We start from the raw sequence: 13128 nt of genomic DNA, 5'->3' as shown, positions 1-13128 counted from the left end.
GGAACGCCGCGATTGCGGCGGCGCTGACAACACACCCGATACACCGACGCGCGGTGGGTCAACCGGCCCGTGCGCGGCCTGCAGCGGTGAGCCAGCCGGCTAGATTCGTTGAAGTTTGAATCGCTGGTTGGCGCCGGCGCCGGGGGTCCACTGGGAGATGCGGGCACCGTCGGCGGTCGAAGCCTGCCACACGTCCATTGCCAGGCCGCTTTGCCGGTTGATGAGTCTGACCACCCCGCCGCCCTGGTCGTCGACCCGCCATTGCTGGCTGGCGGCGTTGGATGCATCGGGTTGCTGGGTGATGTCGGCGCCGGTGCTGTTGCTGGCGGCCTGCAGGAACAGGCCGCTGTGCCGCGCCCTGATCCGGAAGTGGCCCCCGTCCGCCGACACGAACTCGAACTGCTGGTTCTGTCCGCTGGAGCTCTGCCACTGGATCAGCAACCCGCCGGCGGCGGTGGACGCACCGTTGATGTCGGCGGCCTTGCCGCTGTGCTGGGCCACGAGCCGGTAGTACGCACCAGCCTCGACCGGCCCCGAGTTGACCCCGGACGCGCGGTAGGTGTGGCCGGCCTGGCCGGTGAACTCCACGAGGTCGGCCTCGATCCGCGTCGGCTGGACGGCGCTGCCGCTCGTCTCGTCGCGCAGTTCGAAGGTGCCGGCGAAGATCCGGTTGCGAACGCGGATGGGTCCGGCGCGGTCGGGAACGACGACGAGTTCGGTTCGGCTGCTGCTCCACGAGGCGCCAACGGTGTATCCGCCGCGGCCCCGGAGCCCGGTGACCTGCCCGGTTGGCCAGGCGGATGGTAGTGCGGGCAGGAGGTGTAGTTCGCCCGCGTGGCTGTGGAGCAGCATTTCGGCGATGCCGGAGGTGGCGCCGAAGTTGCCGTCGATCTGGAAGGGCGGGTGCAGGTCGAACATGTTCGGCGCGAGCCGGTCGGTGCGCACCAGGTCGCGGAGGAGCTTGTGGGCGCGGGTGGCGTCTTCGAGTCGTGCCCAATAGTTGATCTTCCAGGCGAGGGACCAGCCGGTGCCGTCGTCGCCGCGCAGTTCCAGGGTCTGTCGTGCGGCCTGGTGCAGTTGTGGGGTTCCGCGTTTGGTGATCTGGTTGCTGGGGTGCAGCCCGTACAGGTGGGAGACGTGCCGGTGGGTCCGCTCGGTCTCCACCCAGTCGGCGAGCCATTCCTGGACGTTGCCGCGGGACCCGACACGCGTCGGCGGCAGCCGGTCCCGGGCGGTCAGTACCTGGGCGCGGTAGGTGGCATCCACATTGAGGACCTCGGCGGCCCGTGCGACGCCATTGAACAGGTCACGCAGGATCTGGTTGTCCATCGTCGGCCCCGCGCAGACGCTGGCGTTCGTGTGATGACGCAGCTCGGGCGAGTTCGACGGGTTGGTGACGAGGTAGCCGAGCGTCGGGTGGCTGACCAGCGTGTCGAGGAAGAACTGGGCGGCGCCCTTCATGGCCGGGTAGTTGGCGCGCAGGAACTCGACGTCTCCGGTGAACTGGTAGTGGTCCCAGATCATGGTGGCCAGCCAGGCGCCGCCGGTCTGCCACATCCCCCACAGGGCTTCGTCGACCACCGACGAGCCGCGCCACGCGTCGGTGTTGTGGTGGGTGACCCAACCCCCCGCGTTGTACTGCACCTGAGCAGTACGGGCGCCGGTCACCGTCAAATCTTTGATCAGGTCGAAGACCGGCAGGTAACACTCGGCCAGGTTGGTGGTGTCGGCCGGCCAGTAGTTCATCGGCAGGTTCGCGTTGATGGTGAACTTCGAGTCCCAGGAGGGCGCCATCTGGTCATTCCAGATCCCCTGCAGGTTCGCCGGCTGGCTGCCCGGCCGTGAGGAGGAGATCAGCAGGTAGCGACCGTACTGGAACAGCAGCGCGGAGAATTGCGGATCGTTGACGCTCGCGTGCTGCGCGATCCGTACGTCGGTGGTTTGGTCGGCCGCCGTCGTGCGTCCCAGATCGATCGACACCCGGTTGAACAGCGCCTGGTAGTCGGCCACATGGCGAGTGCGCAACTGGTCGAAGCCGATGGTACGGGCCGCGTCGAGGTGCCGCCGCGCGATGCCCTGGTAGTCGCCGTTGACGGTCCGGTAGTTGACGTAACTGGAACCGATCGACACCAACAGGGTGACGCTTGTCGCGCCGGAGACCCGCAGCGTGCCACCGGAGCTGCTGACCGTGCCGCCGCTCACGGCGGCATTGGCCAGGGCAAGGAACCGGACCTGCCCGTTGATGCCCTCCATGTTGCCGGAGACACCGTCGAGGCCGATCGTGGCGGCGTCCGGGCTGGACACGGTCGTCCGTTGCGGGCTGCTGAACGTGGCGGTGAACGTGATCGCGTTTGCCCGGTCGGCGGTCAGGCGGATCACGATCACCTGGTCCGGTGCGCTGGCGAAGACCTCACGCTGAAACCGCACCCCGTTGAGCACGTAGCTGGTGGTCGTGGTGGCCGTGGTCAGATCGAGGGTCCGCTGGTACTGCGACGCCCCGCTGGCACTGCCAAAAGCCAGCCGCAGGTCGCCGACCGGCTGGTAGGCCAACTGCCCGACCGGACTGCCCAGCATGGTCTGGTTGATCAGATCCTGCGCCTGCGTCCACTGATCGGCGAAGACCCGCCGCCGAATCTCCGCCAGGTTGGCCGCACCACGGGTGTTGGCCGAGTCGTACGGGCCACCGGCCCACACGGTGTCCTCGTTAAGCTGCAGCCGCTCGGTGTCGACATTCCCGAACACCATCGCGCCCAACCGGCCGTTGCCGATCGGCAGAGCCCGTAGCCAATCCGTACCCGCCGCCTCGTCGTACCACAACGCCAGGTCGTTGGCTGCCAGCACGCTTGGGGGTGCGGTCGACCCGGCCCGAGCGGCTGCGGTCCAACCCGCCGGCAGCAGCATGACACCAGCCCCCGCCGCCCCGGCGCCGAGAAGTTTCCTTCGTGTCACTTCGGACATGTTGCCTCCTAGACATCAACGATCTGCCATTCCTGGCTGATCTCGGAGCTGACCGGTTGCTGGATCACTCTGGCGCCGTCCGCGGTGGAGCCGCCTTCGACCCCGACACACCAGCCATTGCTCACATTGACGAGCCGGTGGTATCCGCTTGTCGTCGCCGGGACGAGATTCCACCACTGGTTACGTCCGCCGTTGTCGGCCCATTGCACGAGCGCCGCGCCCTGGCCCGAGCCACCTGGACTGTCCAGGACCTTCCCGCTCTTGACACCGGACAGCCGGAATGAGCCGTCGCTGTTGGGCAGCAGCCGCCACTGCTGGTTGGCCGCGCCAGTCCACGGCCACTGGATGACGGTTGCCCCGTCCGTGGTGGAGCCGCCGTTGACGTCCAGCACCTTCGCGCTGCGCCGGTTGACAAGTCGAACGACGCCGCTCGCGGCGGCGGCCGGCAGGCCGACGACGACCTGTATCTGTTGCCCGGCCGTCAACGAGATCACCCGGGCGTGCGGGCCGAGCGGCGAGGAGGTGACAGTCGCGGACGTGGTGATGGATGCCATCCCGCGCCGGCTGATCAGGGTGATCGCCTGGGTGATCGTCGAGGTGAGTGCCACGGTTACCGAGCGACCGGGCAGGTCCCAGGAGAGGCTGTGGATGCGGACCTGGTTGCGTCCGCGGACGCCGGTGATGGTGCCCCTGGCGAGCTGGCCGGGCACGGCGGGCAGCAGCTCGATGATGCCCGGCCTGGTGTAGACAAGCGCCTCGCTGAGTACGGCCGGCAGCGTGTTGGCCGCATCGGCGTTGTAGGTCTCCAGGTTCGGGTTGTGTGCTGTCATCAGCGACCGGAAGATCATGTTGTTGCCGATGATCTTCCGGAGGTTGCTGTAGACGCCCGCGGCGTCCTTCAGCCGAGCGGAGGCGAGGGCTCGATGCAGGCTGCCGTGCGCCGAGGTGTTCTCGTCACCCCGCAGCGCCAGCGCCCTGAGCGCGGCGGTGACCAGCCCGGGCGCCTCCTCGGGATTGATCTCGTGCAGGGGCCACGCGCCGTACAGGTGATGGACGTGCCGATGGTTGTAGCGGTCCGTGAGCCCCGGCCAGGACCATTCGGCGAGGGCGCCGCTGCCGTTGACCGTGTAGGGCGGGAGCTTCGCCAGCAGGGCCGTCCAGCGTGCGACACCCTGACCGGCACCCTGCTCGACACCGAGCGTGTTGGCGGCCTCGACGGCCGCCCGCAGGGCGTGTCTGCCGGCCTGGATGTCGCCGGTGGCGTTTATCGCCAGCAGGACGTTCGTGCTGGCTGGCGAGTTCTCCATCGAGAACGACGGCACGAACACCACACGGCCGGCCGAGTCGGTGCGGGTCAGGAAGTCCTCGTAGAACAGCGCCAGCTCCATCAGCGCCGGTCCCAGCTTCTCAGCCAGGAACGTCCGGTCCCCGGTGACCTGGTAATACTCCAGCAGCGGGTAGAGCAGCCAGTCCGCGCCGCCGGTCCAGCACTGGCCGGGGAAGCCGGGGTCGAAGTGCAGCATGTACCCGTACTCGCCGTCGGTGCGCGATGGGGCCAGGAAGCCGCGGGCGCCGTACAGGTTGCGAGCGTTGGTGCGCCAGTGCGCGAGCTGACCGAGGATCAGGTTGAAGTAGCCCTGCATGGCGTCGCTGAGGTCGAGAATGTTGCCGCCCGCGACCTGCAGGTTGATGTTGGCATCGGTGGTGAAATCGTCGGCCCAGGCGCCATTCCAGGTGCCGGCCCAGATTCCGGTCAACCGCGGCGGCAGTACGCCGCTGGAGCTGATGAACAGGTACCGGCCGCTGTCGTAGAGGCGCTCCAGCAGGGCCAGATCGATGGTGTTGCGGTTGGCGTTCTGCCGGGCGATCAGCTGGGTGGTCGACAGCTGCCGGTCGGCGGCGGAGACGTTCAGGTCCAGGCGGGAGCGGTCGAACATCGCGGAGTGCAGGGTGACGTGCCGGGTCCGCAGCTCGGCATAGTCGGCGCGCACCGCGGCCAGCGCCGCGTGCAACGGCCTGCTGTCCCAGGCGGTGGGTGACTCGTACCGGTCGAGTTTGGTCAGCAGGACGAGCTTGGTCGCCGCGGTGACGACGATGCTCGACCCGTTCGCGGCTACCGTGCCGCCGGTGGCGACGACCCGGGTGACGCCCTCGAAGCCGAACGCGCCCTGCCCGGACGGGTAGGTGCCGCGCAGGTTCAGGTAACCGGAACCGTCGATGACGCTGGCCAGGGTGGTGAAACGGACCGAGCCGGGGACGCCCGCGAGGGAGGTGTTGACGCTGAGCGTCGCGTCGATCGAGCGGCCGGACGCCGGGGTCAGTTCGTGTACGACGACGTTGTCGGCTCGGGAGGCGAAGGCGCGGCGGGTCCAGGTGCCGTAGCTGTCGGTCCAGGTGGAGGTGACCTCCCCGGTCCGGAAGTCGGTGCTGCGGGCGTACCCGTTGGCGGTGGTCATGCCGGGAGTACTGATCTGCAACTCGAAGCCGGGGTGGTAGGTCTGGGTCCAGCGCAGGCTCCAGCCGGCCGCGAAGTCCGTGTTGGCTCCGGCGTAGTTCCCGGCCAGTGCCTTGTCTCGTACGCCGGCCAGCCGCCCGGAGATTACCGGCGGGGTCACGCCGCGGCTGCCGTTGGGCAGCACGAAGCGGTGGTGATTGAAGATCACCTTCTCGAGGGTCGGGGTTCCGTACAGGACGGCGCCGTACTCGCCGTTGCCGGTGAGGAACCCGTCCGTCCAGGTTGTCGCCGCCGACGCGTCGTAGATCCCGCGCTCGGGCAGCGTGGCCTGAGGCGCGGCGGCGGCGGCCCGTCCGGCGCCCACGGCCGGGATCAGGGCCGCCGAGCCGGCGGTCAGCGCGGCGGTGGCGAGCAGGTGCCTCCGGCTCACGGGCAGGTCTGTCATCAGAAGTTCCTCTCGATACCGCGCGCCGTCACTGGTTGCCGCGGCGTATCGATCGCGGCGTTGCCGGCCGTCACGTCGTCAAGTCCCGCGGCCGCGACACTTCGCGTCGCGACCGGCACGGCCGGGGCCGACCCGGGAGTTGCCAGGGTCAGGCCATCCAGCGTCAGGGGGAGGCCGAGCCCCACGGTCGCGGCCAGCCCGCTGACCGACGCCGACAAACGGCCACCCCAGCGGACGTTCCTACGATGCACGGCAACCTCCTGTGGCTCACCCGGCAGCCTGACGACTTCGGGTCAAGGCTTCGCTGCCGGCGGTCGTCGAATCGATTCGACGGCGCGCCAGCATCGTCGGTCACCCGGGAGGGCGAACATGGCCGACACGTAGATGTGATTAACCGGCAACATGGGCACTGAGTCAAGGATTTAGACTGATCTATCTTACGGCGGAGCCTGAAATTACATCAATCCCGACAAAAGCCTCAACAAAGGTAGGATGAAAGGCCGCACCGGGCGCGTTCACTGGCGGCTCTCCTTGATCTTCGGCAACGGCGTGCCGCCGTCGCACCGCGCCTTGATCTCGCTCTTGTTGTCCGTGGACAGCAGCACCACGCGGATCTCCTTGGTAGGACCCGATTCGTACTCCGTGACTCGGTAGCCGGAGGCAGGAGCGACGTTCGCAACGTGAGCCTGGCCGCCGGTGCAGAGCACGGTCACCAAGCCACCGAGTGCCCGAACGGGGCTGCCCGGCTTCGCGGCCGCCGGTGCCGGTGCGGCAGGGGCCGTCACCTGCTCGCCGCTCGATGGCGCGGTAGGGGGAGTGGCCGACGACCCGGCTCCGACAGGTGCAGCCGGCCCAGCCGGAGCGGCGAACGTTCGGCTTGGCCGTGAAGGTGGTGCGGGCTCCGCGGAGGTCTGCCGGGGAGTGGGTGCCTCAGTGGCAGGCGCATCGGCGGCGCCCGGTGGGGTGGCACCGTGTCGAGAGGCGGCCCCGTCCGACCTGCGGTCGACAGCCGAGAACTGGGGGAGGAGGAGCCAGGTGATCCCTGCCGTCACCATCAGAGCGGGGATCGACAACGAGGCGAGGAGGCGGCGACGCCGGCCGGTGGAGGAACTGGCGGTGGCCGAGGCCGGTACGAGCGGGGCGGGCACCCGCTGCGCTGTTCGTGCCACCTGCCGCTCGGCGTCGTCGCTCAGACCGTGCAGGGCCGTCGCCACCTCCCTGGCGTCCGGCCGGTCAGCGGGATCCCGGGCGAGGCAACGGTCGAGGAGACGATGAACCTCGGCTGACACTCCCGCAATGTCCGGCAGCGGCGCCGGATCGACGTACACGTGCGCATCCAACATCTGCGTGGGGGTCTCCGCCGACCAGGGCAGCTCATTGGTGAGCGCTCGGTACAGCAACAGTCCGAGCGCGTACACGTCGGAGGCAGGCAGGACGGTGCCCCCGGTGAGGCGTTCCGGCGCGAGGTAGGCCGCGGTGCCCAACAGTTTCCCGTCCGCCTCCAGCTCCGGCCGGCCGACGGTGGCGGCCAGACCGAAGTCGACAACCTTCACGCCAGCGGGTGTCAGCATCACGTTTGACGGTTTGATGTCCCGGTGCACCAGATTACGATCATGCGCGGCGGCCAGCGCCTCGGCGACCTGCGCGCACGTCCGCATCGCGGCGGGCGGCGGCAGGGGACCGGCGGCAAGTCGCTGAGACAGGGTCTGGCCGGGCAACAGTTCCATCACCACGTACGACACCTGACGCCCGGCGGCATCGGTGTGTTCGCCGAAGTCGTACACGCTCGTCACGTGGGGGTGCCAGAGGCCCGCCGCGGCCCTGGCCTCCGCATGGATGCGTTGTCGTGCGCCCTGGGCGGCAGCTTGCGCGCCGGCCAGGACCTTGACGGCCACCGCGCGTTCGAGGACCCGGTCCCACGCCCGCCAGACGACCGACATGCCACCGGCGCCGAGGCGGCTCTCGACCTGATACCTGTCGCCCAACAGATCACCGACGATCACTGGGACAGCTTGCCAGAGCGGACTCGTCGTGGCATGGCGACCTGCTCCGACGCGTGTCACAAACCGTCCTGCACCACCCTGCTCGACACCATGATCAGTCTTGTCGCATCGCATTGATGCTCTTGACATGCTCCAAATAGCACCGTTAACATCACCGAAACGTTGTTAGCGCTAACAGCCGCCGGTCGCTGATTCGCGCCGGACGAGACCGAGTCGATGGGCGTGTGCGCGGGAAGCCCAACTGGTCGAGCGGAAATCCTTCTCCCATCCTTCGTGATCAGCGTCGAACGATGCCTCACATCCAGCAATTAACCACGCCAGTCGGGCTGTTCGTAAATCGGACTGCCCGTTGTCAGCGCTAAATGCGCCCAGACGGAAGGTGGCAATTAATGGTTATCGAGAGGGCCGCCGGCAATCGACGTCGAGGGTTAGCGGCTATTGGCCTTGCTCTCGTGGTAGGAGTGGGCGTGGGTCAACTGACGCCTATCGTGTCGGCCTCGGCGGAGAAACCCGCGCCGCCGGCGGCACCCGGCGCCGGGGCTCACACCCCGTCCGCCAAGGTGCCACTGGCCGGTGTCGACATGTCTCAGACGTACGTCAACCCGATCAATCTGCCCGGGATGGCCGTGCGCAACATCGTCGGAACGATGCCGCCTACGGACCAGAATGTCGCAGACACTTCGCAGATCCCGGCCAGCCTGGACCTGGAGACGTGGACGGCGGCGTCCGGGCGGACTCTCGCGAGCCGATCCACCGCCGGGTTCAGCAGGATTTCCGAGAACTCCGCACGGACCGGGGCGGACTGGTCCGCGCTGAACGTCGACGGGACCATCTACCTCTACGCATCAGGCGCCATGCAGAACGCGCCGAACAACAACCGCACTGTCTGGTCCACCACCGACTACCTCACGTGGACGCCCCACCAGATGAACCTCGGCCTGGTCGCACCAACAGTCGTGCAGCTCGGCGACACGTTCTACATGGCCGGCAACAACACGCCTGTCTATCAGGCGGACTCGCCCACCGGGCCGTGGACCAGCATGGGAAGTTTCCTGCGCCCGAACGGCCAGACCCTGAGCGTCGGCGACGTGCAGTTCTTCCCGGACACGGACGGTCGGCTGTACCTGACGTACAACATCGGCTCGCCGATCATGGGCGCCGAACTCGACCCGAACAATCCTCGGCAACTCCTCAGCGACCCGGTCGTGCTGTGGACCTTCGACCCGCGCCAGGAGTGGCAGCACATCGGTGACAACAAGGCGACCTACACCCATGGGTACGTGGAGGGTTCGCAGCTGTTCAAGGTGGGGGACACGTACTACCTGTCGGTCGCGTCCGGCGGCACGGAGTTCACCACGTACGCGACAGGTGTGATGACGTCGAAGAAGCCACTGTCCGGGTTCAAGGTCACCCAGCAGAACCCGATCGGCTACGGAAACAACCACCCGAGTGCGGTATATCCGAACGCCGGGCACGGCAGTTTCGTCGTCGACAAGTCCGGCAACCTGGTGTTCTTCTACACCTATGTCATCGCGTACGAGGAGTTCTTCGAGCGGCGACTGGGGATGGACATCTGCACCGTGAATCCCGCCGGTCCGAAACGGGGAGCGATCGATTGCGAGTTGTCCAACACCCCGCAACTGGCCCCGGGGAAGAAGATCTCGGGCAGGGACGACACCGGACTCTACAATGTCGCCACCAACAGCCAGGCGTACTGGGCAAGCAGCTATGCGCCCGGGCGCAACCCGTACTACGGAAGCGACCGCTCCCTCTCCACCTGGTGGGAGCCGGCTGACGGCGACACCGCGCCCACGTACATCAGGGGCTTCGGGACCGTCTTCCACATCTCCGCCGCACAGATCCAGTGGAAGGAACTCGGACGCGCGTTCACCAAGGACAACGCGGTGCGGTACACGCTGGAGTACAAGGACATCCCCACCAACACGTGGCGGCCCCTGGTCGACAGGAGTACGAACTCCACCGCGTACACGGCTGACTACGTCACCTTCGACCGGGTGCTCACGAACGCGGTCCGACTGAAGGTCCTGGGTACGACCGAGAACGTCAAGGTCGGAGTCCACGAACTGAACGTCTTCGGGGAGAACTACAACCTGGCCGTCGAGAAGGGCATGCTCACTCGATAGTCCGGTCCCTGGGCCGTGCGGTAGGAGCGGGCGAGATCACCAGATCTCGCCCGCTCCCACCTGTGCCGGATCAGGGGTGCCGGTGTGGCTTCCGTACCGTCAATTTCTGGGAATCGGCGGCGTGGGGCTGGTAGGTCGGGTTGCCGGAGTAGGCAACGTGGACCCGGTAGGACCCGGGCTGCAGATCGGCGGTCGGCAGCTCGACGACGGCCCTGCCGTTCGCCAGTGGCACGACGTGCACGGTGCCGCCGAAGGTGACGGTGACCTCGCCGGTGGGGGTCGGAGCGTGGTGCTTGCGCCCGCCCGGCTCAACTGTCACGTTCAATCTGAACGTGTCCCCGCGGACAACCGATGCCGGCGCGGCCTTCGCCTGGACCTTGACGGCGGCCGGGCCGGAGGGCACCCCGAACGATGCCGTACCCGCCGACGCCAACAGGTAGTCGAAGCCGAGGTACTCGGCCTTTACCGTCCGGGCACCCGCCGGCAGACCTGTCGGCAGCGTGACCGTCGCTGCGCCGTCGGTCAGGTGGACGAGCGTCGACCACGAGCCGATGCTGAGCCGCACCTGACCGCCGGTCTCGAACCCGTCGGCCGCCGTGACTGTCACGGTTGCCGTGGTCGTCTGGGCACCGTTCGCGTACGGCTCGACCGCCACCTCGGTGGTGGTCGTGACGTCGCTGTTCGGGATTCCGCGGATGTCGTTCCACTCGCGAACGGTCAGCGGGATCACGGTGCCGTGACGCGGACGGACGACACCCGCGTTTGTCATCGTGATCGCCTTGGCGTTCCAGGTCGGGGCCTCGATGTTCTCGTGACACGCGGCCTGGTATCCACCACCGTTCGTGTACCGGTCACCCCAGAGGTAGAACTGGCCGGGGCAGGAGGTGTCACCGGGGTTCGCCTTGAAGATGACAGGTCCCTCGTACCCCTGGTTGGCGACCCACGTCGTGCGACCCAGAGCCGGCGCGACCAACGTCCAGTTGTCGATGTCGCTGTCCAGGAAGTCGGTGTGCTTCTCCGAGAAGATGTCCGAGCCCTGGTTGCCGGCCTCGTTCTTGGTCACCCGGTAGTAGTGGTCGCCGACCCGGATCGCGGTCGTGTCGATCCGCGACAACGGGGCCGGATCCTGCCAGACCTGGGGAGCGGAGAACGTCTGGAAGTCTCGCGTCGTGGCGTACCACATCTGCGCGTTGCCCTGACCGGTGCGGTTCACGGGGTCGCTCCACAGCGACTGCGCCCAGAACACGACGTAGGCGCCGATCTCCTCGACCCACAGCGACTCTGGCGCGAAGGCGTTGCCCGCGTTGTCGGGCGCGACCTTCACGTGCCGCTGAGGGGTCCAGTTGACCAGATCGTGCGACTCGAACACCTCGATGTACTGGGTGTCGTTGATCGCGTATCCGCCCTGGTCGTACCAGTTCAGGTCGGTGGCGATCATATAGAAGGTGTCGCCGTCGGGTGAGCGGACGATGTGCGGGTCACGAAGCCCCTGGTCGCCCAGTTGGGAGATGAGCGACGGCCGACCTCCGGTCAGACCGGTCCAGTCCAGGGCGGTGTTTCCGTTGGACGTGGCGAACATGATCTGCTCGCCGTCGGCAATACCCTCGCCCTTGAAGTACCCCATGAAGTACCGCTCGTACTCCTCGGACCGCGGCAGGGCCGCGATGGTCACCGGGAACGACTTCTTCTGCGAGGCCGTACCCCTGGTGATGGTCGCCGTCAGGGAAGCGGCGACGTCCTCGTGGCCGAAGGCCGGGCGGCTGACCGCACCCGTCGGGGTGACGAGACCGGTGGTCGACGTCCAGGTGATCGTGGATCCGAACTCGCCCCTGGCGGCGAGGTCGAGGTTTCCGCGTACCTCGTCGGTGGCGTCCAGGGTCAGGTCGAAGGCGTCCCGGTCGACCGCCTGCGCATCGTCGAACTCGGCCTTCACCACGACGGGGATCTCCCGAGTGGTGACCTCCTGGGCGCCCTTGCGAACAGTCGCCGTGAGGGTGGCTGTCGCGTCGGGCTGTCCCCGCGCGGGCCGGGTGATCCTGCCGGTCACCGCGACCTTGCGGGCGCTGGGGAGGGCCGGCGGGGCGTCGACCTCGACGACCGACGGGTCCGAACTCGTCCAGGTGAGGGTCGAGCCCGCCACGGAGCCGACCTTGGGCAGAACGACATCGCGTACGACCGCACTGGTCCGGCCGAGGTCGATGGCCGCGGCGTCGGCGCGGACCCCAGCGGAGACGGTCTTCTCCGCCAGGACGAGTGTCTCGTCGAGACCCACCGCCCGGTCGTACACGCGGAAGTCCCGGATCGTTCCACGGAACGAGTAGTGGCCCGACGTCTGCGAGCGACCGAGGAAGTTGCAGTTGGTCCCCGCCGCGTTCACCGACGGCGCCGTGGTCAGGTCGGCCGACGTCGCGTGCAGCACGCCGTCGAGGTAGAGCCTGCCGGTCCAGCTCGTTCCGTTCGGGTTCAGTGACTGGGTGTAGGTGACATGAGTCCACGCTCCCTCGAGCATGCGGACGCGGTTCTGTTGGATGTTCGCCGGGCCCACCGCGACGCGGAACCGCTGGGTGTTCGACGCGAAGATGGAGCCCTCGGCGCCGGTGTCGACGTCGCACGAGCCGGACTTGCGGCCGAAGCCCCACATCTGGTGCTCGCCGACGTTTGCCGGGTCGACCCACACGTCATAGTCGACGGTGAGGTTGGACATGCCGGCGGTGATGTCCTTCGGCAGTGCCACGTATGCGCCGTCGAGGGCGCTCTCGTAGGAGTCGGGGTTGAGCCGGACTCCTTCGCCGGTCAGGGCCGCCTTCTCGGGATGCACGAGCGTGGCGTTCGCCGCCGCGCCCGCGCTACCCGAGTTGACAAGCGTCGTCCCACTGGTCTCGTCGAGGGCGAAGTGGTGCACCAGACCCTCGTCGAGCTGCTCCTCGGCGGCGTGCGAGGGCGTCGCCGCGAACGAGACCGACAGAAGCGCACCCAGTGCCAGGACCGCGACACCTCTACCCTTGCGACTCAGCCCGAGACGTGGCCTTCGCTGTCGCAGTCTCAACTGATCCTCCTCGATCGTGGTGGCGATCTCTCTAACGTAGACGGAATCGATAACGCTAACTACGGCGTGCTGCCTGG

The 13128-nt window shown here is 67.7% G+C and carries 5 protein-coding genes; 1 reads left to right on the top strand and 4 read right to left on the bottom strand.

Annotation, left to right across the window (positions count from 1 at the left end):
• Positions 1 to 99: 99 nt before the first annotated feature.
• The 3 genes from ACPXBU_RS16840 to ACPXBU_RS16830 all read right to left on the bottom strand — a co-directional run bounded on the left by ACPXBU_RS16840 (position 100) and on the right by ACPXBU_RS16830 (position 7975).
• Positions 100 to 2958, bottom strand: a complete 2859-nt coding sequence (locus tag ACPXBU_RS16840; RefSeq protein ID WP_425758748.1) for a glycosyl hydrolase family 95 catalytic domain-containing protein — start codon at positions 2956 to 2958, stop codon at positions 100 to 102.
• An 8-nt stretch (positions 2959 to 2966) separates the two neighbouring features.
• The gene (locus ACPXBU_RS16835; protein ID WP_425758747.1) at positions 2967 to 5858 is read right to left on the bottom strand and encodes a glycosyl hydrolase family 95 catalytic domain-containing protein; all 2892 of its coding nucleotides are present in this window, start codon (positions 5856 to 5858) and stop codon (positions 2967 to 2969) included.
• A gap of 515 nt (positions 5859 to 6373) precedes the next feature.
• Complete coding sequence (locus ACPXBU_RS16830) at positions 6374 to 7975, bottom strand: serine/threonine-protein kinase (RefSeq protein WP_425758746.1); 1602 nt, start codon at positions 7973 to 7975, stop codon at positions 6374 to 6376.
• Positions 7976 to 8328: 353 nt separating this feature from the next.
• Here ACPXBU_RS16830 and ACPXBU_RS16825 point away from each other — a divergent pair, with 353 nt between their 5' ends.
• Complete coding sequence (locus ACPXBU_RS16825; RefSeq protein ID WP_425758745.1) at positions 8329 to 10005, top strand: family 43 glycosylhydrolase; 1677 nt, start codon at positions 8329 to 8331, stop codon at positions 10003 to 10005.
• Positions 10006 to 10075: 70 nt separating this feature from the next.
• Here ACPXBU_RS16825 and ACPXBU_RS16820 read toward each other — a convergent pair whose 3' ends face one another.
• Positions 10076 to 13051, bottom strand: coding sequence for an immunoglobulin-like domain-containing protein (locus tag ACPXBU_RS16820; RefSeq protein WP_425758744.1), 2976 nt, complete (start codon positions 13049 to 13051; stop codon positions 10076 to 10078).
• Positions 13052 to 13128 lie beyond the last annotated feature (77 nt).

This window comes from Micromonospora sp. DT231, from assembly GCF_049847025.1.
Taxonomy (GTDB): Bacteria; Actinomycetota; Actinomycetes; order Mycobacteriales; family Micromonosporaceae; genus Micromonospora.
This window is presented reverse-complemented; position numbering and strand designations above follow the sequence as displayed.

Bases quoted from the DNA above. Each gene is read 5' to 3' on its own strand.
- ACPXBU_RS16835 (WP_425758747.1), bottom strand. From the start codon at position 5,858: ATGACAGACCTGCCCGTGAGCCGGAGGCACCTGCTCGCCACCGCCGCG.
- ACPXBU_RS16840 (WP_425758748.1), bottom strand. From the start codon at position 2,958: ATGTCCGAAGTGACACGAAGGAAACTTCTCGGCGCCGGGGCGGCGGGG.
- ACPXBU_RS16830 (WP_425758746.1), bottom strand. From the start codon at position 7,975: ATGCGATGCGACAAGACTGATCATGGTGTCGAGCAGGGTGGTGCAGGA.